The organism is Natronorubrum aibiense, from assembly GCF_009392895.1.
Lineage (GTDB): Archaea > Halobacteriota > Halobacteria > Halobacteriales > Natrialbaceae > Natronorubrum > Natronorubrum aibiense.
Genome location: NZ_CP045488.1, coordinates 304204 through 326263 on the forward strand (window position 1 = coordinate 304204; position 22060 = coordinate 326263).

At 65.0% G+C, this 22060-nt stretch carries 22 protein-coding genes; 13 read left to right on the plus strand and 9 right to left on the minus strand.

What is annotated here, in order from left to right; all coding sequences use genetic code 11:
* Positions 1-34 precede the first annotated feature (34 nt).
* A complete protein-coding gene (locus GCU68_RS01545; RefSeq protein WP_152938716.1) occupies positions 35-1102 on the minus strand; it encodes an mRNA surveillance protein pelota in 1068 nt (355 codons plus the stop codon).
* 184 nt (positions 1103-1286) lie between these two features.
* On the opposite strand from GCU68_RS01545, the gene GCU68_RS01550 reads away from it, so the two are divergent.
* Positions 1287-1841, plus strand: coding sequence for a hypothetical protein (locus GCU68_RS01550; RefSeq protein WP_152938717.1), 555 nt, complete (start codon positions 1287-1289; stop codon positions 1839-1841).
* 158 nt (positions 1842-1999) lie between these two features.
* Entirely contained in the window at positions 2000-2158 is a 159-nt protein-coding gene (locus GCU68_RS21165) for a hypothetical protein (protein WP_168927053.1), read from the plus strand.
* Positions 2159-2161: 3 nt separating this feature from the next.
* On the opposite strand, the gene rqcH is transcribed toward GCU68_RS21165, so the two are convergent.
* On the minus strand, positions 2162-4300 hold the full coding sequence (gene rqcH / locus GCU68_RS01555) for a ribosome rescue protein RqcH (RefSeq protein ID WP_152938718.1): 2139 nt from the start codon (positions 4298-4300) through the stop codon (positions 2162-2164).
* A 188-nt stretch (positions 4301-4488) separates the two neighbouring features.
* Here rqcH and GCU68_RS01560 point away from each other — a divergent pair, with 188 nt between their 5' ends.
* Positions 4489-5133 (plus strand): hypothetical protein, encoded by a 645-nt coding sequence (locus GCU68_RS01560; protein ID WP_152938719.1) that lies wholly within the window; start codon positions 4489-4491, stop codon positions 5131-5133.
* 195 nt (positions 5134-5328) lie between these two features.
* Here GCU68_RS01560 and tenA read toward each other — a convergent pair whose 3' ends face one another.
* The 3 genes from tenA to GCU68_RS01575 form a co-directional block, all read right to left on the minus strand.
* Positions 5329-5991 carry a thiaminase II gene (tenA, locus tag GCU68_RS01565; RefSeq protein ID WP_152943535.1) on the minus strand — a complete coding sequence of 221 codons (663 nt, stop codon included), beginning with the start codon at positions 5989-5991 and terminating at the stop codon, positions 5329-5331.
* Positions 5992-6447: 456 nt separating this feature from the next.
* On the minus strand, positions 6448-8109 hold the full coding sequence (locus tag GCU68_RS01570) for a tRNA uridine(34) 5-carboxymethylaminomethyl modification radical SAM/GNAT enzyme Elp3 (protein ID WP_152938720.1): 1662 nt from the start codon (positions 8107-8109) through the stop codon (positions 6448-6450).
* 68 nt (positions 8110-8177) lie between these two features.
* Positions 8178-8684, minus strand: a complete 507-nt coding sequence (locus tag GCU68_RS01575; protein ID WP_152938721.1) for a DUF411 domain-containing protein — start codon at positions 8682-8684, stop codon at positions 8178-8180.
* 182 nt (positions 8685-8866) lie between these two features.
* Between GCU68_RS01575 and mbhE the strand changes: the two genes are divergently transcribed.
* Genes mbhE through mnhG form a run of 7 tightly spaced genes read left to right on the plus strand, consistent with a single transcriptional unit; the run spans position 8867 to position 15023 of the window.
* Complete coding sequence (gene mbhE / locus GCU68_RS01580) at positions 8867-11236, plus strand: hydrogen gas-evolving membrane-bound hydrogenase subunit E (protein WP_152938722.1); 2370 nt, start codon at positions 8867-8869, stop codon at positions 11234-11236.
* A gap of 28 nt (positions 11237-11264) precedes the next feature.
* The gene (locus GCU68_RS01585) at positions 11265-11729 is read left to right on the plus strand and encodes an MnhB domain-containing protein (protein WP_152938723.1); all 465 of its coding nucleotides are present in this window, start codon (positions 11265-11267) and stop codon (positions 11727-11729) included.
* Positions 11726-12082: a sodium:proton antiporter gene (locus GCU68_RS01590; protein WP_152938724.1), complete on the plus strand. Its 357-nt coding sequence runs from the start codon at positions 11726-11728 to the stop codon at positions 12080-12082. Before GCU68_RS01585 ends, GCU68_RS01590 begins: the two co-directional genes overlap by 4 nt.
* Before the next feature lie 49 nt (positions 12083-12131).
* The gene (locus tag GCU68_RS01595; protein WP_152943537.1) at positions 12132-13781 is read left to right on the plus strand and encodes a complex I subunit 5 family protein; all 1650 of its coding nucleotides are present in this window, start codon (positions 12132-12134) and stop codon (positions 13779-13781) included.
* Positions 13778-14377 (plus strand): Na+/H+ antiporter subunit E, encoded by a 600-nt coding sequence (locus tag GCU68_RS01600; protein WP_152938725.1) that lies wholly within the window; start codon positions 13778-13780, stop codon positions 14375-14377. The genes GCU68_RS01595 and GCU68_RS01600 overlap by 4 nt, the downstream gene beginning before the upstream one ends.
* Complete coding sequence (locus tag GCU68_RS01605) at positions 14364-14654, plus strand: monovalent cation/H+ antiporter complex subunit F (RefSeq protein WP_152938726.1); 291 nt, start codon at positions 14364-14366, stop codon at positions 14652-14654. Before GCU68_RS01600 ends, GCU68_RS01605 begins: the two co-directional genes overlap by 14 nt.
* The gene (mnhG, locus tag GCU68_RS01610) at positions 14655-15023 is read left to right on the plus strand and encodes a monovalent cation/H(+) antiporter subunit G (RefSeq protein WP_152938727.1); all 369 of its coding nucleotides are present in this window, start codon (positions 14655-14657) and stop codon (positions 15021-15023) included.
* A gap of 96 nt (positions 15024-15119) precedes the next feature.
* On the opposite strand, the gene GCU68_RS01615 is transcribed toward mnhG, so the two are convergent.
* A complete protein-coding gene (locus GCU68_RS01615) occupies positions 15120-16430 on the minus strand; it encodes an MFS transporter (protein WP_152938728.1) in 1311 nt (436 codons plus the stop codon).
* 142 nt (positions 16431-16572) lie between these two features.
* Between GCU68_RS01615 and GCU68_RS01620 the strand changes: the two genes are divergently transcribed.
* Positions 16573-17415, plus strand: coding sequence for a helix-turn-helix transcriptional regulator (locus GCU68_RS01620; RefSeq protein WP_227014899.1), 843 nt, complete (start codon positions 16573-16575; stop codon positions 17413-17415).
* Positions 17416-17456: 41 nt separating this feature from the next.
* On the opposite strand, the gene GCU68_RS01625 is transcribed toward GCU68_RS01620, so the two are convergent.
* The 3 genes from GCU68_RS01625 to GCU68_RS01635 all read right to left on the minus strand — a co-directional run bounded on the left by GCU68_RS01625 (position 17457) and on the right by GCU68_RS01635 (position 20517).
* Positions 17457-17846 (minus strand): SHOCT domain-containing protein, encoded by a 390-nt coding sequence (locus GCU68_RS01625; RefSeq protein ID WP_152943540.1) that lies wholly within the window; start codon positions 17844-17846, stop codon positions 17457-17459.
* A gap of 187 nt (positions 17847-18033) precedes the next feature.
* Positions 18034-20172 carry a DHH family phosphoesterase gene (locus GCU68_RS01630; RefSeq protein WP_152938729.1) on the minus strand — a complete coding sequence of 713 codons (2139 nt, stop codon included), beginning with the start codon at positions 20170-20172 and terminating at the stop codon, positions 18034-18036.
* Between the two features lie 81 nt (positions 20173-20253).
* Positions 20254-20517: a hypothetical protein gene (locus tag GCU68_RS01635; protein ID WP_152938730.1), complete on the minus strand. Its 264-nt coding sequence runs from the start codon at positions 20515-20517 to the stop codon at positions 20254-20256.
* 128 nt (positions 20518-20645) lie between these two features.
* Between GCU68_RS01635 and GCU68_RS01640 the strand changes: the two genes are divergently transcribed.
* Entirely contained in the window at positions 20646-21368 is a 723-nt protein-coding gene (locus GCU68_RS01640) for a metal-dependent hydrolase (protein ID WP_152938731.1), read from the plus strand.
* Positions 21369-21483: 115 nt separating this feature from the next.
* A complete protein-coding gene (locus GCU68_RS01645) occupies positions 21484-21879 on the plus strand; it encodes an OsmC family protein (RefSeq protein WP_152938732.1) in 396 nt (131 codons plus the stop codon).
* The last annotated feature ends 181 nt before the right edge of the window (positions 21880-22060 follow it).

The following is a 22060-nucleotide window of genomic DNA, read 5'->3' on the forward strand; positions in this document are numbered from 1 at the left end:
CTTCGAAACCGCGTTGCCGGCGATCGACCCGTGCTCACTCGAGGCGGTATCGAAGCAGTGCCGCGATCCCGCCGAGATTGGCGAGTTGCTGACCGGGCGGGAACTCACTCGAGAAAACCGTGACCTCGCCGCCTTTCTGTTCGGTCGTGCGGACGATATCGTCGACGTCGATCGCCCACTCGCCGTCGGGGCCGCGTTCTTTCCGGAGTCGGTCGTCGAGAATGAGTAGCCGTTCGATCGCACCGAACTCGGCGGCCTGCTGGACTTCTTCGGGTCCGTAGGCCGCTTTCGCGCCCTCGGCAATCCGCTTCGTGAGTTCGTCGATGTATTCGGCCTCGCTCTCGATGCGAGTCTCCTGTTGGACGTCGGCGACAGCGCCGCGTTTGAGCACTTCGTGGACGCCGCGGTCGCCGACTGCTGCGGTGTCGACCATCGTGATCTGCTCGGTGATCTCGGGCACGTTCTGCTCGAAATACTTGTAGGCGTCCTGTTTCGTAAAGCCGGGCCCGGCGAGGATGATCGCGTCCGCGTCTTGCCGTTTGAGAACCGTGCCGAGTTCGGAGAACAGCTCCGAGCGCCCGCGGGCGTACTCGCCTTTCCCGGTCGTGCCAGTGATCGTCGCCCGCTCTTCGGTGCCGTACTGGGCGACCGTGTGGACGTGGGCCTGCCCCTCCTCGACGGTCGCGATCGCGACGTCGGGATTTTCGGTCGCCTCCTCGGCTTCCTCGAGGCGGGCCTCCTGGTCCGGCTTGAACCGTTTCTCGATCGAGAGTTCGTCGCGCTCCTCGACGTTCAGGGTGTGGTAAAAGCCCAATTGGTCCTCCCGCGAGCAGGCGACGATCTCGCCGCCGACTCGGAGCCGATTCGCGAACTTGTGGAACTCGATATCGTCGACAGCGATGGCGACCCACATATGCTCGCGCTCGCCGCCCGTATCACGCATCTGGTCGTCGTTGCGCTGGATCCGTCGGGTCGTATCGCCCGCAACGCGGTCACCGGGCTCTAAGACGTACTGCAAGTGCCAGAGGTCGTCGACGCTCTCGGGAACGACGGTCACCCGTTCGCGCCCGCCCTCGACGTGCTCCCGGTCTTTGATCTGCATGGCCGTGGCTTTGCGCGGAATCGGTAAGTGGGCTGCGATCCCTCGAGCGGCTCTCGACTCGAACGAGTCCCGCGTGGTCGACGGATTCGCTCGGCGTTCGTATCGGTTCGCGACACAGTCACGTTTGGTACAGTGTGGCATAGTTAGGGACGCGTTGTATTCACGCTCGAAGCCAACTGTGTGTATGAAGCTCGCACACGTTCAGCTCTTCGAGGACTTCGGCACGCGCTCACTCACGATCCACGCGGTCATGGTCGTCGCCTTCGCCAACGCGATTCTGGCGGGGCTGTTCGTCGGGGGAGAGATCGGGCTCGTCTCCTTCGTCGCCTTGCTCAACTTCACCGCCGGGCTGTGGGTCGCCCACTCGATTCACTCGCTCGGCAACGCCTCTCGCGACGACGAGTACAGCGGAATCATCAACGAGCTGCTGGACACCGGCACCGACGACGCCGACACGGGCTTCGACACCGGCCGCTTCGGTCGCCTGCTCGCCCTGATCGCAGCCGTGACCGCGGTGTCGTTGCTGACCTCTGCGCAGGTGCTGGGCGGCGAACTCCTGTCGGTCGCCGTCGTCGCCGTCGGTGCAATCGCGGTGATCACCGCAATCATCGGCTTCCTGATCGCGCTCGGGGCGTCCTACGACGAAAGTCAACAGCGCTGGACGGACAAGCTCGAGCACGACGCCAACGCCGACGCGGACGCGGATGTCGATGTCGACGTAGACATCACCGAAGGGTAGTCGTGGCCGGACCGCGGCCTCCGCGGTCGCATTACGCTCGAGGCCGTCGATATCAAACCCTTCTCCAGTCGACATCCCATCGACTCGAGCGAATGCCGACCGAGATCGACCGCGACCTCGTAGCGACGTCGCTCGAGCACGACGCCGAGACGTAGGGTGTGTTGCCCGAACGGCTGGCGACGTTCGGCGACCAGTACCGAGAGCAGCGGTATCTCACCCGCAGCCAACTGTACGACATCGACTACGAGTTCTCGACACACGCCGTCGTGGACACGCGCGTCTGGACGATCTTCGAGCGATTCGACGAAAATGGGTGAGCGCTACTCCTCGGCGATTCGACTGCCACCCGGCGGCATGAAATGCTGAATGCGGTCCGGACTCGCAATTTTGCGGACGAACGACTCGTCAGCGAACTGCTCGCGGAAGCGTCGATACAGTCGCTTCGCCGCGTCAGCCTGGGCGTAGCGCCCCGGCTCGAGTTCGATCGTCGTCTCCGCGGTCTGTTCGATCGCCGACGGCGGGCCGCCGATGACGCGGGTGTAGGGTTCACACTGGATGCCGACTGCGACGCCGACCGGCGTATCGCGGTGATAGGTCCGATCCCCGCGGATCGCGAAGCCACCTTTCTCTAAGTACTCGCCGCTTTCGGGCGTCTTCGTCACCTGATCGGAGTCGACGGCATAGACGTCACCCGCGTAGCGGCCATCCTTCCAGACCGACGAGTAGGAGACGGCGAACTGGGCGGCCTCCTCGATACTCGAGTCGGGCAACTCGATGTCCGAGGAGGAGGCTTCGCTCGGGTCCGTCGCCTTCAACACGGTGACGGGGCCGCCGTGGGCCTGCGTGTGCAGGACCGTATCGCCGGGCTCGAGATACTTCTTGACGAGTTCCTCGTTCTGGTCGGCGTTGCGACCCCCGATCACGAGGTAGCCGTCGCTGGTGTGGAACCAGCGGAAGCGATCGAACCACGGCTCGTTCTCTCGGATGGGGATCGACGGCATCTCGAGCCAGTTTTTCTCCTCGGCTTCCTCGTCGTCGGCTTGCTCGTCGCCCTCGTCGTCGGCTTCCCAGTCGTCGCGGCGACGCTTTGCGTCCTCGAGATCCTCGCGGGTGTCCTCGATGGCCGCCAGCGCGCCTTCTTTCTTTTCTGCGACGCGTTTCGCCTCGGTGTAGAGCCGGTCGGCGTTCTGCTCGACGCCGTCGTGGGCGACGAGGTCGATCCGGTCGCCGTCGAGGTCGATCGTCACGATTCCCTCGCTGCTGTCGATGTCGACGACCGCCTCGGCGGCTTCGATGCCGCGCTCGGCTCCCTCTTCGAAGCGTTCCTCGATTTCGTCCCACGGGCGGTCCTGCGCGCGAGCCTCCTGAATCGTCGAGAGGATGTCGTCGACGAGGCCGTACTCGGCGTAGAGCAACTCGGCTTGCGCTCGTAGCTCGTCGGCCTGCTGTTCGAACCCCTCGATCGCCCCCTGCTGTTGCTCGATGATCCGCTCGTATTTGGCGATCTCCTCCTCGAAATCGGGTTTCTGGGTCGTCGGGTCCGGCTCCTCGTCCTCGTCGAGTTCGAGCCGGAAAAAATAGTCGTCGAGCGCGGCCAGAAACGAGTCGTAAGGTTCGGCCGCCAGTTCGGCGTGTTCCTCGAGCGGGAACGGCGTCGCGTCGACGACGCGTGCGCTGTCGGTTTCGCCGTCGTCCCCTTCCTCGTCTCCGTCCTCGAGGTAGAGTCGTGGCTCGAAGTTCCCGTTTCGCAAGTCGAGCGCGAGCCGTTCGATGGCCTCGTAGAGGCGGTCGTACTCGTCCTCGGCGGCGTCGGCGATATCCATCCCTTTCTCGACACCGGCACGAGTACAGAGCTCCTCGGCGTAGAGGCCACCGAAGTTGAGTTGCGTTGCAAGCGTTCGGACGACGTCCGTATCCGAATCCTCCATCTCGCGGTCGAACGCCTCACGAGACACCGTTAGCGGGTTGAGTCGGCTCTCGGGGAACTCATAGCGCGAGCCCGGCACGACGGTTCGAGACTTGAGTCGCACCGTCTCGAGGCAGTCGATCACTTCGTACTCGCCGTCGGTGACGGCGACGTTGCCCTGCCCGAACAGCTCGACGATGAGTCGGGTCGTCCCGTCCTCGCGCTCGAAGGTGAACTCGAGGATGCGGTCGAACTCGTACTGCTCGACGCCGACGAAGTCAGCCCCGGAGAGTCGGTTTCGGAGCATCATCGCGAACTGCGGCGGTCGCCCGGGGGCGTCGGGTACCCGCTCGGGGGCGACCGTGTGGGCGCGTTTGACCTCGCCGACCTCGAGAACGAGTTCGATGCGGCCGCGGTCGAAATCCCGCATCTTGAGTCGGACGAGATCGTCGCCGTAGAGATACGCCTTGTCGAGCTTCGCGCCCTCGTAAGCCCCGAGTTCCCCGACGAGGGCAGCGAGGTCGACGCTCGTAAGCTCGCGCTTTGGATCCATACGTACACCTGCCCGGCGCGGTCAAAAAGACGTGTCGCTCCGACGTGGCGTCGTGGCGCCGACGGCGCTGTCTGGTCGAGGTCGCGGTCGGAAAGGCTAATCCGCACCCGGTACCTCCATGACGGTATGTACGACGCTGTCGACACTGCTTGCCACCACGGCCAGCCGACACACGGAGGGAAGTGCCCATGAGTTCGCGTGAGGAGCGCCCGTGGACCGACGTCTCCCGCTTTCAGACGTTCGTCGACCACCTCGAGGACGAAGGCGCGTTCTCCGTTCGGTCCATCGTCGACCAACTCGACGCCGATATCGACGTCGACGGGATCGTCTACCACGACCGCGGCATCCGCGTCCCCGGCTACGACGCCACCTTCGTCCACGAGCCGTCCGGCGCGCGCGGCCGCCCTGCCTTCAGCGTCGAGGTCGATACGGTCGGGCCCCGAAACACGTGGGCCGTGTTCGATGCCCAACTCGGCTGGGACCTGTACCTGCTCCAGACCGACGACGTAGCGGCACTCGCGTGGGTCAGCGACGAGGAGTACAAAAGCGAGGAAGGCGACCTCTTCGCGTCGAAACACGACGCCCTCGCCGCCGGTCGGTTCTCCTTCGGCATCTTCCTCTACTCGGGCCGCGACTGGGAGGAACGCGTCGATCGAATCCAGAATACGGATGCCCCGGCCTATCTCAAACGCGACGACGGCACGCCGGTGATCCCACAGACGCCCGGAGAGTTCTACGACTACATCGGCGCGTCGGCGACCGAACTCCGCCAGAGCGGCGGCAACGCGCCGCCGTATCTGGGCATCCTCGAACTCGAGGTTTCGATCGACTGAGGGCGCACACGCTGCTTCGTCAACTGGCCGAGAACGACCGGTTCGGTTGCTTGCTTCGGGTCTCCCTCGCTTCGGTCGAACTGCTCGCAAAAATCTACAGAGAAGCAAGGCAAGTGCCTCGGGGTCGTACGGAAATCTCCGATTTCCGTGATGACGAGAGACGAAGTCTCTCGAACCACTTGACCCCGAGGCGGTTCACGCTATCTCCCACTCCTCGAGCGTGTACGCCATCTCCCAGAATCGGTACTCGAGTTTCGCGCTCGTGAGGAAGGCCTCGCGCATGGCGTCGTGTTCGCCTGGGAACCGTTCGCCGCAGTCGTCGACGAACTCCCGACACCACGCGGTGGCCTCACGGAACTCCTCGCTCGTGTACATGTCGATGAAGGGAGTGTATCGATGCTCGCCGTCGGCGAGGGCGGCCATGTGCTCGGCCACGTCGAGATAGCCCTGCATACAGGGGAATAGCGCGGCCGCGATTTCGGCGATCGTGCCCTCGTAGGCCGTCCGCACGAGGAAGTTCGTGTAGGCGACACAGGTCGGCACTTTCTCGACTGACTCGAGGTCCGCACGCGAGATGCCGTAGTCGGCGGCGAACTCCCGGTGAAGATCCATCTCGTGGTCGAGGACCTCGTGGGCGACCCCCAGTAGATGAGTCATCGTCGCCTCGTCGCGGGCCTTCGAGCCCGCGATCGAAAACAGCCGCGCGTAGTCGAGCAGATACCGATAATCCTGCGTCACCCAGTGGCGAAACGCAGCCGCATCGAGCGTTCCCGCCGCGAGTTCGCGGACGAACGGATGGGCTTTCTGTGCCTCCCAGATGTGGTCGCCGTCCTCGAGCAGTTGGTCGCTGAATGTCATCTCGTCTCGAAAGAGGTCGGCCTCGAGAATATACATGACGAATACAACCTAGTTATCCTTTGCTCGCGGCGACGTCGAGAACTCAGACGTGATTCGAGACGCGCCGCTCTCGAGTTCGTGCGACGGTAAAAGACACGCCGCGGGGTGCTCGTTCGGTGGGGGACGAACGAGCTGGGGAGTTCACGGCGCGTTGAGAGGCAACTCGGTGCCGTTGTCGGGGTGGGGAGTGATGACAACGGTGCCGACGATCGTCGGCAGGTGAAACGTTATCCACAGTGCCGTATAAATTTTCTGGAGGTGTATTGTTATATTAGCCCTCGAGAATCGGCAATTGTCTCCCGTTCTCGAGCGTGAAACCACTCGAAGGCATCACGATTAGCGGTCCGACTCAAGCGGGCAGCGATCGACGAACACAGATGCGGACGAAAAGCGTTCGAATCGGTTCGACGGCGGACCTCAGAGCCGTTTGCTGACGTACGGGCCGTCCTGATGGTAGCCGAGTTTGTTCCGGTAGTACTCCCGTGCACCGATGCCCGAGATCACGCTGACCTTGTCGTAGCCCGCGTCGGCGGCGAGGTCCTCGGCGCGTTCCATCAGCCGCTGGCCGTAGCCCTGATGCTGGTGTTGGTCCGTCTCGCCCGTCCCGCCGACGGCGACTTCGGAGCCGTAGACGTGGAGTTCTCGGATGAGCGCCGTGTTCTCGAGTTCCGGGCGCACCGGATCGTTCGGGAATCGGAGCCGGCAGAAGCCGACCAGCAGGTCCTGCTCGAAGTCCTCGAACGAGATGAAGTGTTCCGTGCCGCCACAGGCGTCGTAGGTCATGACGTCGAGGTCGACGGTGTCGGGTTCCTCGTCGTTCATGCCGGCCTCGCGACAGCGGATACACTCACACTCCCAGCCGTGCTCGTCCATGCGTTGTCGGGCGAGCTGGCGGAGGTTGGACTTCCAGACGCCGGCGTCGATGAAGTCGGCCGGAATGTCGCGCTGCACTCGCTGGAGCCGGGTGTAGCGCGGGACCATATCTTTGATCTCGGCGACGAGGTCGGCGGCCTCGTCGTTGTCGAGCGGGTCGTACTCGCCGTTGTGCCACCAGTCGTAGGTCGCTGTCCCGCGGACGATCAGCGTCGGGTAGATCTTCAGATAGTCCGGCTTCCACTGCTCTTGCTCGAAGATCCGCCGGAAGTCCTCGAGGCACATCTCCTTGGACATCCCCGGCTGGCCAGGCATCATGTGGAAGCCGACTTTGAACGCCGAATCGCGCAGGCGCTGGTTGGCCTCGATTGATTCGGCGACGCCGTGGCCCCGGTGCATCTCCCGGTTGATCCGCTCGAACGTCGTCTGGACGCCGACCTCGACTTTCGTCCCGCCGAGGTCGAGCATCCGGTCGATCTGTTCCGGATCGCACCAGTCGGGTTTGGTCTCGAACGTCGTCCCGATGTTTCGGACATCTGCCGTCTCGTTTTCCTCGGTGACGTCCTCGACGTACTTCCACTCGTACTCCTCGGGATCCTGTGCGAAGCTTTCGCCTTCGGCCGGTTCTGGCTCTTTCTCGACGTCGTAGTCGTTCATCGCCTCTAAGGCCCGCTTGACGAACCACTCTTGGTAGTCGTGGCTGCGGGCGGTCATCGTCCCGCCCATCAGGATGAGTTCGACCTTGTCGACGGGATGGCCGATCTCGCGCAGTTGCTCGAGTCGCAGCGTCACCTGCCCGTAGGGATCGTAATCGTTCTGGACGCCACGGGCCGCGGCGGGTTCTTCGCCCGTGTAGCTCTGGGAGGAGGAAAACTCCGAGTCGGGGCCGCCGGGACAGTAGAGACACTTCCCGTGGGGGCAGCGCTCGGGCGAGGTCATGATCGCAACCGGCGAGACGCCTGAGGCGGTGCGGACTGGTTTACGCTGGAGGACCGCCTGCAGCTCCTCGCGGTGCTCGTTGGGGGCGTAATCGAGCAGTTCGGAGTTCTTCGGCACCTTCGGCGCCGAGTGCTCCGAACAGGCCTCGAGTTTGGCCTTCTCGACGTCGTCGCGCTCGATCTCGCCCGCGAGGATCCGCTCGACGAGCGTCTCACAGACCTGTTCGAACGCGTCGGTTTCGGTTGGATCGGGCGTCTCGGTACTCACTGTACTGTTTTCGTCGCCGTTTGCGAATAAGCGTGTCGGACTCACAACCGCTCGTCTGGCGTCCAGTGTCAAACGGTCGTGTACGTCGAGAGGTCGCCCGCTGCGTCGAAGGCATAGATCGTCAATGGCTCGTCGCCGCGTGGCCCCATGCCCGGCGAGTACTGGGGCATCCCCGGTGCCGAAATCCCGTCGATAGCCGGCTCGTCCTCGAGCATCGTCGCGATCGCCTCGAGCGGGACGTGGCCTTCGACGAGATAGTCGCCGACCTCGAGGGTGTGACAGCTCATCGCCTCCTCCGGAACACCGACGTCGCGTTTGACGTCCTCGAGGTCGGCCGTCGATTCCACCTGCACGTCGATGTCGTGGCGCTCGAGGTAGTCGACATACTCGCTACAGCAGCCACAGGACGGGTCGTGATACTGAACGACGCTGTCGACCGGCAGCGTTCCCGACCACGCCCAGTCGTCGCCGTCTGCGTTCTCGCTCTCCGTCTCAGTGCCATCCAGACAGCCGCTCGCACCGACGAGCGCGAGTGTAAGCCCGGCCGAACACAGTCGTCGCCGTGTGACGGTCATGTTCGACCGTAATCCCAGAACGACAATAGGTGTCCCGGTTGTCACCGCTCTCGCGGGACCGGCGGTGACGGACCCGACCGCACGTGCTGGCCGATCTCGAGCGAAAGCAGCCGTGGCTGTCTCACGTCGCGAATGCCAGCCAAACCGTTAAGCTACCCCTGCTGGTACCCTCATCGGACTGAATGGATCCGGAGCTGCCGATCGTGCTTCTGGCAGTGGGACTTCCGTTTGCAGTTGCGGGTGTGACGCCGCTGTTGTTTCGCGCGCTCGGCGAACGGACGGGCTACGCCGGCTCGGTGGTCGCGCTCGTCTGCTTCGGACTGCTCGGCTCCCAGTACGGCAGCGAGGGGACTGTCGAACTCGAGTGGATTCCATCGCTGGCCGTCGCCCTTCGCTTCCACGTCGACGGCTGGGCGCTGCTGTTTGCGTTGCTCGCAAGCGGCATCGGGACGCTCATCTTTCTGTACTCGCCCGCGTACATGCACGACGAATCGGGGCTCGCCAGATTCTACGCCGCGTTGCTCGCCTTCATGGGTTCGATCATCGGCGTCGCGCTGGCGGCCGATCTGATCTCGATCTTCCTCTTTTGGGAACTCACCAGCCTCTGTTCGTTCGTCCTGATCGGCCACTACACGGAAGAAGACGAGTCGCAGTACGCCGCCCGGATGGCCATGCTCGTCACCGTCGGCGGCGGGCTCTTCTTGCTCGTCGGCTTCCTGTTGCTCTCGCTGGTCGCCGGCGACGTCGTCGGGCCGGCGTCGGCGTTCGACCTCGCGGCGATGCTCGAGCGACCCGACGAGCTACAGACGGCGCTGCGGGAACGGGGGCTGTTCGTCCCCGTGCTCGGATTGGTCGCCGTCGGCGCGGGTGCGAAATCCGCACAGGTCCCGCTGCACTTCTGGTTGCCAAACGCGATGGCGGCCCCGACGCCCGTCTCGGCGTTTCTCCACTCCGCGACGATGGTGAAAGTCGGCGTCTACTTCGTCGGCCGGGTGCGGCCGATGCTCGTCAGCCTCGAGTGGCTCCTCCTGTTCGCTACGGTCGGGCTCGTGACGATGACCGTCTGTGCGCTGCTCGCGGTGGCAGCGACGGACATCAAGGAACTGCTCGCCTACTCGACGGCGAGTCACCTCGGGCTCATGATCGCCGGCTTCGGCTTCACGACCGTGCTCGGCGCGGAAACCGGTGTGTTCCACCTGCTGAACCACGCTTTGTTCAAGGCGGCGCTGTTTCTCGTCGCCGGGATCGTCGCCCACGAGACAGGCACGCGACGGATCGCAGACCTCGGCGGGCTTCGACACGACCTGCCGTTCACGGCGGCGATCACCGCCGTCGTCGCGCTCAGCATGGCCGGCATTCCGCCGTTTAGCGGCTTCTACTCGAAGGAACTGCTGTTCGAGGCCGCGCTCGAGGCGAGCCACGTCTACGACATCGGCGTGCTGGGCTGGCTCTACCCCGCCGTCGCCGTCTTCGCGAGCGTCTTTACCGTGGTGTACTCACTGCGCTTTCTCGCGCTGTTCGTGGGTGACCGTCCCGCCGGATACAGTCACGTCCACCGGCCCTCGCTCACGTTACTCGTCCCGCCAGCGTTGCTGGCGCTGCTCACCGCTGTCATCAGCGTCGACCCGGAACTCGCGGTTCGGGCGATCGTGCAGTCGGGCGTCGACGCGACGGCCGTCGACACCCACGAGATGCACGTCGGCATTCCCACGTCGTACTCGCCCGCGGTGGGCATGAGCGCCGTCGCGATCGCCGGCGGCATCCTCGCGTTCCCCGTCTACGGCACGCTCCACGACGGGATTCGAGCGATTCCGCGGACGGCCCCGCCCGTCGGCGCGAACTGGTGGTACGACGCCGTCGTCGGCAATCTCACGGGCAGTGGGCGCTGGCTCGCCACGCGCGTTCACAACGGCTTGCTTCGGACGTACGCGACGTGGACGCTCGCGACCACCTGCGCGCTCACGCTCGCCGGCTTCGCCGCGACGGCAACCGTCGTTCCGGCCGAGCTCATCGGCCTCGACGCCGACCCTGCGATCGCACTGGTGTTAGCGGTCGCGGTCGTCGCCGGACTCGCCGTCGTCCTCGCGTCGACGCACGTCGCCGGCGTCCTCACGCTCTCGATTCTCGGATTTATGGTCGCTATCTTCTACATCCTCGCGAGCGCGCCCGATCTCGCGTTGACCCAACTCGTCGTCGAGACGCTCGTGCTGGTGATCTTCCTGCTCGTCATCGAGGAGATCCCCGAGTACTACGAGGTCGGCCTCGGCAAGGTCGCTCGAGACGGCGTCCTCTCGCTCGCCGTCGGCGCGACCGCGTTCGTCACGGTCCTCGTCACGACCGACGCCCGTCCCGACGGAACGACCGAGATCGCCCGCTACTACACCGAGCGCGCGGTTCCCGAGGGCGGCGGCACGAACGTCGTCAACGTAATTCTCGTGGATTTTCGCGGCTTCGATACGCTCGGCGAACTCGTCGTCGTCGCGCTGGCCGCGATTTCGATCCTGACGCTCATTATTATGCGCAGCGGCGGGGCAGGAGGTGACGAGGAATGACACGACTCGAGCCTCGAGGTGAACGCCGATGACCACCGTCATCATGCGCACGACCGCTCGAGCGGTCGTCCCGATCATCTTCGTCGTCGCGGCCTCGCTGTTCATCGAGGGGCACAACCTCCCCGGCGGCGGGTTCATCGCGGGCGTGCTCACGACCACCGCGTTCGCGATCATCTACCTCACGTTCGGGCTGGATTTCTTAGAGCGGGCCGTCCTCGGACGGGACGTCGACCCCGGCAAGGAGCCGGCTCGGGACCGCGTCGTCGTCGCCTACCATCGCCTGTTCGCGTTCGGGCTGACGGTCGCTGTCGGCAGCGGGCTCGTTCCGCTGCTGTTCGGTCGGCCCTTCCTCACGCAGACGTTCGTCGAGCTCGAGGGCGTGCCGATCTATCATCACCTCGAGATCGCGAGCGCGCTCGCGTTCGACTTCGGGGTCTACTGTGTGGTCGTCGGCGGACTCCTGACGATCCTCTCGGTGGTGGGTGCCGAATGACGGCGCTCGTCCTCGCGCTCGTCGTCGGCGCGCTGTTCGCGCTCGGGACGTTCCTGCTGCTCAGACGCGACCTGATCCGGGTCGTCTGGGGGCTGGCCATCATCAGTCAGGCGGCGAACGTCTACCTGCTGGCGATGGGTGGCATCGCCGCGGGGACGTTCGATTCGGTGCCGGTGTTGGCCGGACACGGCGCGGGCGCGCCGGAGACGGCCGATCCGCTGGTCCAGGCGCTCGTCCTGACCGCGATCGTCATCGGCTTCGGGATGACCGCGTTCGCGCTCGTGCTCTCCTATCGGGTGTACGAGGAACACGACACGCTTGACGTCTCCGAACTGGGTGAGCACGACGGATGAACTCGAGAACGGCGACGAATCGGCGGCGAGGTGACCATCGATGATGCCGATGGCCGCAGTGCCAATCGGGACGGACGCACAGCTCGTCGTCGCGCCGATGCTGATCGTCCTCGCGACGGCCGTCGGAACCCTGCTGCTGGGCCAGCGCCCGCAGGCTCGAGCCGCCGTGAGCGTCGTGGGTGCCGTCGCCTACGCCGTCGCCGTCGCGGCGATCGACTGGTACATCGTCCTCGCGCCCGATGCGTCGGGGATCGCGACCTACCAGGTCGGTGACTGGCCGGCACCGTTTGGCATCACGCTCGTTGCCGACGGGCTGTCGGCGTTTCTGCTGACGATGGTGGCGACGATCGGGATCGCGTCGTTCGTCTTCTCGATGCGTGTGTTGCCCGAACTCGACCGGCGCAGCTACTACTTCCCGCTGTTTCACTTCCTCATGCTCGGCGTGACCGGCGCGTTTCTCACCGGCGACCTGTTCAACCTGTTCGTTTGGTTCGAGGTGATGTTGATGGCGAGTTACATCTTCGTCGCCTACTACGGCGGGCCCCAGCACACCCGCGCCGCGTTCTGGTACGTCGCGCTCAACTTGCTCGCGAGCGCCGTCTTCCTGCTCGGCGTCGGTGGCCTCTACGCGACGACGGGCACGCTCAACATGGCCGACCTCGCCCAGCGTCTCGCCGAGCCGGCAGCGTACGGGATCGATCCGGGTCCGGTCGTCGGCCTCCTCGCCTTGCTGCTCTCGGTGTTCGCGATCAAAGCCGGCCTCGTCCCCTTCCAGTTCTGGATTCCGACGGCCTACCGGGCGGCACCGCCACAGGTCACCGCCCTGCTCGCCGGCGCGACCAAAAAGGTCGGCATCTACGCGATCATTCGCCTCTCGTTTACCGTCTTCGCCGGCGCGCAACTCGGCGTCACACTCGAGGCCCCCGGCGTCGGCGTCGTGGTCTCGGGCGACTCGCCGCTCGCGTTCGTCGGCTCGGTGCTGTTCGTCATGGCCGCCGCCAGCATCCTCGTCGGCGGACTCGGCGCCGTCGGACGGGACTCGCTGGAGGGCGTTTTCGCGTACTCGAGTATCGGACAAGTCGGCTTCATCGCGATCCCGGTCGCCATCGCGGCGACGACGGTGAGCCCCGAACTTCGACACATCGGGATCGTCGCCGCGCTCGTGTACGCGCTGAACCACACCCTCGCGAAGGGGTTGCTCTTTCTCTCGGTCGGCACGGTCCGAACGGCGACCGGAACGAGTCGACTAGCCGACCTGGGCGGGCTGGCGAGGCGGTCGCCACCCCTCGCGATCGCGTTTTTCGTCGCCGCGCTCTCGCTCGTCGGCATCCCGCCGCTATCTGGCTTTTTCGGCAAGTTCCTCGTGTTCGACACCGCGGCTCGAGCCGAGACGGTTCCGGTACTCGTGCTCTTGCTCGTCGGGTCGCTGTTGACCATCGCGTACGCGACGCGGACGTGGAACCGGAGCTTCTGGGGGGTACAGTCATCCGCCGTCGAGGACGCGACACCCGACTCGGTGCAGGTTGCCGTGCTCCTCGGACTTGCGGCAGCGATCCTCGCGGTCGGCGTCGGATTCGAGCCGATCTACCGGTTCGCCGACGCTGCTGCGACGGCCGCGCTGGATTCCGATGCCTACATCGACGCCGTTTCGCCGACCGACATCGAGTCACTCGACTCGAGCGGAGGTGGGCACCCGTGAGCGTCCGAACGTGGCCGCTGACCGGTATCGGCTTTGCCGTCCTGTGGATCTTCGTCCGCGGCGTTTCCCTCTCGCCATCGGCGCTGGTCGGCCAGTTCCTGTTCGGTCTCGCCGTCGGCCTCCCCGTCGCGTTCGTCTTCCGGCGACTGTACGTCAAGCGAACCGACGTCGGACGGTGGCTGCACGCGGCACCCTATGCCGGCCTGTATCTCATCACGTTCGTCGCGGAACTCCTCCGTGCGAACGTCGATGTCGCCTATCGGGTCCTCTCGCCGGGGATGCCGATCGAACCGGAAGTCGTTCTGGTCCCGCTTCGCGTCGAAACCGACCTCGGAATCACCATCATCGCGAACAGCATCACAATCACGCCGGGTACGGTCACCCTCGACTACGAGGCCGAGGCGAACGCACTGTACGTCCACGCCGTCAACGGCCGCGATCCGCAGACGATCGTCGACCCGATCAGAAACTGGGAGAACTACGCCCTCGAGATGTTCAACGAACCCGCCTCACCCGATGACCCGGTCCCGGAGCTCGTCGTTTCCGGCGGCACGCGAGACGCGGAGCACGGAGGTGACGACGATGGCAGTGAGTGAGGATCCCACAGTTCTCGAGTGGACGGTTCGCGCTGCGTTGATCCTCGTCAGTGGCCTCTGCGTGCTCTGTAGCTACCGCGTGATCCGCGGCCCGACGGACCCGGACCGGGTCGTCGCGCTGGACGCGATCGCGACGAATGTCGTCGCCATCGCCGTCCTGTTTTCCATTCAGACCGGCCGCGGCCTCTTTATTACCGTGAGTCTCGTGCTCGCGATTATCGGCTTCGTCGCGACGGTCGCCGTCGCGAAGTTCGTCATCGAAGGAGAGGTGATCTAAGTGATTCGAACCGCGCTCATCATCGCGCTGCTCGTCGTCGGTGTCTTCTTCCTGACCGTTGGAACGTTCGGACTGCTTCGCCTGCCCAATGTCTACAATCGCATGCACGCGACGAGCAAGCCCACGACCCTCGGCACTGCGGCGATCTTCCTCGCGGGCTTCGTCTACTTCGGGCCGGGAAACGAAGGGCTGACATCGCTCATCGGTATCGGCTTTCTCTTCCTGACCGTGCCGACCGGCGCGCACATGATCGCCCGCTCAGCCGAACGGATCGGCATCCCGTTCGTCGAGGGCGTGACCTGGCCTGACGCGTCGGTGTTGATCGACGAACGGTCCGAATCGTCCGACGACCGATCGGACGACGATTGATACTGCTGTAACGATTTCCCGGCGCGCCCGCAAGCCGTCCTGTGGCCGCGCCGGGAAATGACTTACAGCAGACCGTATGAGACGATTGGCGGGTACTCACGCGCTCCGCGGGGCGAGGAGGTCGCCGTCCCCGATCGGCCGCGCGCCCGCGATGACGACCGCTGCAACGGCGAGCGCGACGACCGCACTGGCGAACAGCAACGGTGCGTAGCCGGTCGTCGTGGCGACGCCGGCGAAGGCGACGGGACCGAGCGTTCGACCGAGGAACGTCGTACTATTGCGCAGACTCAACGCGCCGGCCAGATACTGACTGGTGACTCGGTCGCTCACCTCGGCGTCGACTGACGGCAACACGAGGCCGATCCCCGCGCCGATGATCCCGGTGGCCGCCGCGATCGCGAGGACCGACGTGGCGAGCCACGCGACGGCGAGTCCGACCGCCAGACAGACGAACCCCACCGCGACGAGCGTCGCGTTCGTCGCGCGCCTCGCGAACCGTCCGTTCGCTGCCGAGACGACGACCGACACGCCCTCCGAGAGCAACAAGACGCCCCCAACGACAGCGGGCGTGAGTCCGTACGACCCGACCAGCAAGAACGGCACCGCCGTCAGGATGGCCCCGAACAACAGCAGTTCGGCCGCGAACGTCGCGAGGAACATCGCCAGCACGCTGCCCGTGCCGACCGCGGCGAGCACCCCTCGAGCGTAGCCCGTATCGAGGCTTATCGTCCCGTCAGCAGTGCCGCCGTCGGGGGCTGCCACTCGGTCGACTCCGGGCTCGGTGTCGTCCGTGCGGTCGCCCCGGTCGTCGCGGTCGGGGGCCTCGAGCACGCGCCAGGCGAGCACACCGAGCGGGACGGCAAGCAGGTACAGCAGGTAGGGGGCGTCCCACGAGATGGCGACGAGCACCCCGCCGACGACCGGAAAGATCGCCGCCCCGACCGACAGTACTGCGGTGTTGATCCCGAGGACGGCGTTTCGCTGTGCATCTTCGAAGGTGTCGCCGATGATGGTGACCGTCGCGACGAAGATGCCGGCCGAGGCCGTCCCCTGAACGATCCGCACGAGCAAGACCGTGGTGAACGACGGTGCGACGACGATCACGCCGCCCGCGAGGCCGAAGACGACGAGGCTCGCGGCGAGGACGAGTCGCCGACCGAGCCGATCGGCCAGCGCGCCGATGAACGGCGAGAGGACGATTCCGGCGACGAAGTACGCGCTGATCAGCAGGCTGGCCGTCACCTCGCTGACGCCGAACGTGTCGCGAACGACTGGCAGGGTCGGACTGACCAGCGGCACCCCGAGCGGTGCCAGCAGCGTGCTCACAAGGACGATACGGACCGTCGGCGAATCCCACGGGATGCGCGTGTCGGTAGGTTCGGATGCGGTGGTAGTCGTCGTGTCCATGATGTACTACCCGCTGTGCGAACTCCTATACTTGATTTCCGAGACGAGTGTCCGACAACGAACGGTGTCTCACGTCGTGAGACAGGATTAAGCCGGTGGGTGGTGTACCACGTGGTAACAGGAGCCAAAGGGTGGCCGAGCCGTGACAGAGCACTTCCTCGACGAACTCATCCGATACGACCGACGCGTTCGGCGCGACCAGCAGCGACGCGACCGCGACCCGTTTCCGGACACCGAAGCGATGATCGACATCGTCCGACACGGCGACCTGTTGCGGGCGCTGCTGGCCGAGCCGCTCGAGCGACGCGACCTCGAGGCCGAACTCGAGGTATCGAAGGCGACGAGCCACCGGTTCGTGCGTTGGCTCGAGGAACACGGCTACGGCGAGCGCGTCGACGGGCGCTATCGGCTGACGGGCCTCGGACGGGTCGTCGCTGACGGCGTCTGCAAGTTCGAGGGGTACCTCCGGACTGCCCGACGGTTGGACCCGCTGTTCGAGTACATTTGTGAGGACCACGAGGAGTTCGTCATCGAACCGTTTGCCGACGCCACAGTAACCGTCGCCACCCCCTCAGATCCCTACGCGCCGATTGCACGCTTCCTGTCACTCCTCCGCGAGAGCGAATCGTTCCGCGGATTCAACACGACGCATATGATCCCGCCTGGGGCCGAGGACTCCGCCGATCGGTTGCTCGAGGATCGAACCGCCGAACTCGTGTACGTTCCGGACGCCGTCGAGGCCCTTCGAGACGAATCGGACACCGCTCTCGCAACGGCCATCGACGAGGGTAACGTCGCCGTCCGAACGAGAGACGCCCTACCGTACGGCCTCGCGCTGTTCGACGACCGCGTCGGCATCGGCGGCTACGACGAGGAAACCGGGACGATGCGAGTGTTCGTCGACACCGACGCCGCGATCGCCCGTGAGTGGGCGACCCGCGTGTTCGACTCGATCCGCGCCGACTCCAGACCTGTCTCGTCGTAATGGTCACGACGATCAGCGAACAGGTGCCTGGCGCAGCTCACTCACAGCTCGAACTCCCGCTCTCGCGTCCGTTTCTCGTAACTCTCGCGTCGCCATTCCGCGGCGTCTTCGAGCGTCTCCGTCTCCAGCAGTCGCTCGAGTTTGCGTTCGAACTGCTCGTCGGTCAACTCGCCCGCGGCGTACCGGTCGCGAAGCGTCTCGAGGGCACCGCGTCGCTCGGCGTCGGATTCCTCACTCGACGTCGACGCCGTGGTGTCCGTTTCAGTCTTCGAGTCGGTCGCCCAGTCGTCCCACCACTCCCGTCGGTCGGCTTCGTCGCCGAACAGCAGGGCGACCAGCGGGACGACGGCGATGTAGCCGACGAGCAACGCCGCGAGCCACCACGACTGACCGGTGAACATCGCGCCGAGCCAGACCGCCGTCACGAGCATCGATGCGATTCCGGTCGCGTTTTCACGGACTCTCACCCACGGGCTGCATCGCGCTGGCGTCCGGTCGACTCGAGCAGTCCCATACGCGTCCTGTTCGGCCGAAACCAGATATCGATTGAGTTGGTCGCGATTCGACAGCCCAGCGCGACCGCTCGTGACCGGTGTGGACAGCGGAGAAGAGCGCGTGTTACGCGAGCGTCTCGCCGAGTGCCTCGAGTGCGGCCGCACGAACGGCGTCGCGTTCGCCGGGCAGGAACTCGACGTGGCCGTCCTGACCGCCGACGACGCCGACGCCGGCGTTCGGCGCTGCAGTAGCGATCGCGTCACCGAGTTCGCGGACATCGACAGACTCCGTCGCTCGGACGTGGAGTTCGTCGTCGCCGATACCGAGAGTCACGAACGGCCCTTCGTCGCGCTGGCGACGGTGGAGCGCGTCCAGCAACAGCGTCGTCGTCGGGAAGTTGTACCGGTGGACGAACGCGTCGGTGTCGAGGACGGCGACCGTTACGCCGTCAACGGCTTCGATCTCTAAGTTCTCGCGAGCGGTCTCGAGTTCGGTCTCGAGTTTCGCGCGGAACTGTTCGGAGACGTGAGCGGCGAGGTTACCGTCTCGCGGCGCCGTCGCCTCACCGTCACCGAACAGCAGGTCGATGATGAGTTCGCGTTTGTCCTTGTACGACTGGTAGTACGCCTGCAGGGCGACGGCTTCGCGGCGCTCGGAGACGGCCGTCTCGTCGTAGCCGGCGTCGGTTGCGAGGTCGACGTAGCTCTCGGGCGTGTCTTCCCAGTAGCTGACCGCTGGGAGGTGCTCGAGGTCGTCGCGAACGTCGTCGTTGATGTGAGCGGCGACGTTAGCGGCGAGTGCCGTTGACGTCAAATCCGAGACGTCGACGCCGTCGAGCGACGGGGCGACGGCGACCGAGACGGCGTCGGCGATCTCGTCGTCGGCGCGGCTGTCGTCGATGACGACCGTCTCGGCGTCGTACAGCGAGAGCAGGTCGTAGCTGTCGACGGACTCGGCTGTCGAGCCAGCGTCGACGAGGACGACCAGCGGCAGCTGCTCGCCGTGGCGGTCGAGCGCCTCGAGCATCGAGGTGACGTCGTTCGTCGCGGCGTCCATATCGTAGACGCGGCCGTCGAGCGGTCGGCGCTCGAAGTAGTGATACTCCGCATCGTCGCGGGTGTGTTTCTCGCGAATCAGCGGGAGGACGGCGCGTTCGATCGCCGCGCCGGCGACGTAGCCGTCGGCAGTCGCGCCGTGGCGGACGACGACCGGACGCGCTTCCATGACAGCGCGGCGGATCGCGGTCGCCGCGTCGCCGATCCCGTCTTCGACGGCCGTCACGGCGTCGTGGTCGGCCAGCAGGTCGACGTCGGCCGGTCGGGCCTCGCTCTCGAGTGCGCTCTCGAGTCGGTCGCGAACGGTCTCTCGAGCCTCGTCTTCGAGGATTTCGAGGGACTCGGTTTCGACCTGCAACTCGCCGTGATGGCGTTCGACCTCGCCCTCGAGGGCGACGACATCCTCGATTTCAACGGCGGGGTAGGCGCGAACGCCAGCCTCTTTGAAGGCGGCGCATTCGACGGTCGCGGTTTCGTCACGAAGTTCGAAGACGGTCGGTCCGCTGGTCTGGCGAACGCCGGTGATCTCGCCCTCAAGGCGAACGACGCTGCCGACCTGCGAGTCGATCGTGTCGATCGTGGTTCGGTTCAACGACGGTTCGGACTCGGGTTCGGCGTCGGTTGTCGGCGTCGATGCAGCGGCGCTTTCGGTTGCGACGGAGCCGCTTCCGGCGGCGACGGTGTCCGACGCGCTCGGTGCGCCGGTGCCGTCGTCGGCTGCGGATTCGTCGGCGGCCGTCTGCAGGTCGCCAGCCTCGACGTCGTCTTGGGAGTCGTCAGCGGCTTCGGCGGCGGCTTCGTCGGCCGCTTCGTCGTTATCTTCGAACTCCTCGGGACGACGTTCGCCGTCGCCCGTATCGATCAGTTTGCCGCGGAACTCGCGTTCGCGCTGGCGGATCGACCAGCCGAGGTCGACGTTTCCGTTGTCTCGAACGTCGAGGACCTGAACGTAGACGTCGTCGCCAGGCTCCCAGTCGAGACTCTCGAGTCGTTGGTCGAGTTCGCTTCGGTGCAACAGGCCGGTGACGTGATCGCCGATGTCGACGAAGACGCCGAAGTCGGCGTAGCCGTCGACGGTTCCCCGATAGTAGCGGTTGGGGGTGAGCTGCGAGGGAGCGCTGCCGTGAAACTCGAATACAGCGTCCTCCTCGTGACTCTCGCAGATCTCGCCGTCAACGGGTGTGCCACAGATGATACAGTTACCCATCTACTCGAACCAAGCAGTTTCGCCCTAAAACGGTTGTCGAAATGCACTCGCCATTATTACACGGCGCGTGCGAACGATCGCTTACTCGAAAACCGGCGAGTCGTCCTCGAGTTTCTCGATGTCGCTGACGAGTTTCCGGACGTCTTCGGGGAACAACGACACCTGAATCTCGTTCCCGTCCTCGTCGTCGAAGACGAGTTTGACGCGCTTGTCGCCGAACTCGCGAGCCTCGGCGGACTCGACGTCGAACAGCTTGACCGTCGCCGACTTGTTCGTCGGTCCGACGTTCTTGATCGACCCCTCGTTTAGCTCTATCATGAACTCCTCGAGCGACAGTGTGAGCATACCTCCAGTACGGCATCGGGATACAAAACGACGTGCATCGACGCCGACCGCGTTCCGGCGGTCGTTAGAAGTCGGTTCGATCGCTCGCGCCTACTTTTAAGTCGCGTTCGGCCGAACTGGCGTACGCTATGGAAATTACCTGGCACGGCCACTCGACGTGGCACGTCACCGTCGGAGAGACATCGCTGTTGATCGATCCGTTCTTCGACAACCCGAAAACGGACCTCGAGCCGGACGATATCGACACGCCGGACTACGTGCTGTTGACACACGGCCATGCCGATCACATCGCTGACGCGGGGGCGTTCTCGGACGCCACGCTGGTCGCGACGCCGGAACTCGTCTCCTACTGTCAGGACGAGTTCGGCTTCGAGGACGCCGTCGGCGGGATGGGGATGAATATCGGCGGCACCGTCGAGTGTGGCGACGCGTTCGTGACGATGGTTCGCGCTGACCACACGAACGGGATCATGACCGAAAGCGACGCCAGCGGCGGCATGCCCGCCGGCTTCGTCATCTCCGATACGAAACCGACGCAGGTTAGCGATGAGGAGTCGACGACGTTCTACAACGCCGGCGACACGTCGCTGATGACCGAGATGCGCGAGGTCGTCGGTCCGTATCTCGAGCCGGATGTCGCCGCCGTCCCGATCGGCGACCACTTCACGATGGGGCCGTGGCAGGCCGCCGTCGCCGTCGACTGGCTCGACGTCGATTACGCCATCCCACAGCACTACGATACGTTCCCGCCGATCGAACAGGATCCCGAGGAGTTCGAACGCGAAGTCAAAGCGACGGGCAGCGACGCCGACGTCGTGATCGCCGAGGCCGACGAACCGTTCGAACTCTGAGTCTGGGCCGTCGCTCGCTCCAGTCACCGATTTTCCATGCGGTTCGCCTCGTGCCGATTGGCCGATACGACCACCAGTAACGTTTACACCACCGGGTGTGGACGTCTCGAGTGCGATGACGAAAGCAGTCACCACCGTCTCCGAAGAGGGGTTCAGTTCGACGAACGAGATCCGCGAGTTCGAGACCACCATCGATCCGAACGGGGAAGAGGCACCCGACACGCTCGAGGCCCTGCTGGCGGCCTACGGCTCCTGTTACGTGCCGGCGCTGCGAGTCGGCGGCCAACAGCGCGGGGCCGACGACCTCGGAAAGATCGAAATCGAGACCAGCGGCGAACTCAACGACGACGACAAACTCGAGTCGATCGCGTTCGAAATCAACGTCGAGGCAGAGATCGACGACGACACCGCCGACGAGGTCGTCGAACGCGCCTTCGAACTCTGTAAGGTCCACGACGCGCTGAAAGACGAACTGCACGCCGAAACGACCGTCAACGCCGACGCCTTCTAAGTCGTCGGCTGTCACTGGGGACCGGCACACTCACAGACTGGGGCACAGTGTGCCGGCACTGACGGACAGCCGCCTGTCTGATACCGCCACCAATCGCCCTCGAGACTCGACAACAGGCCGAAATCCTGGCGTGTGATCGTGCCGCCTCGAGCGGGGGATGGGGCCGGCGGCGACCGATCAG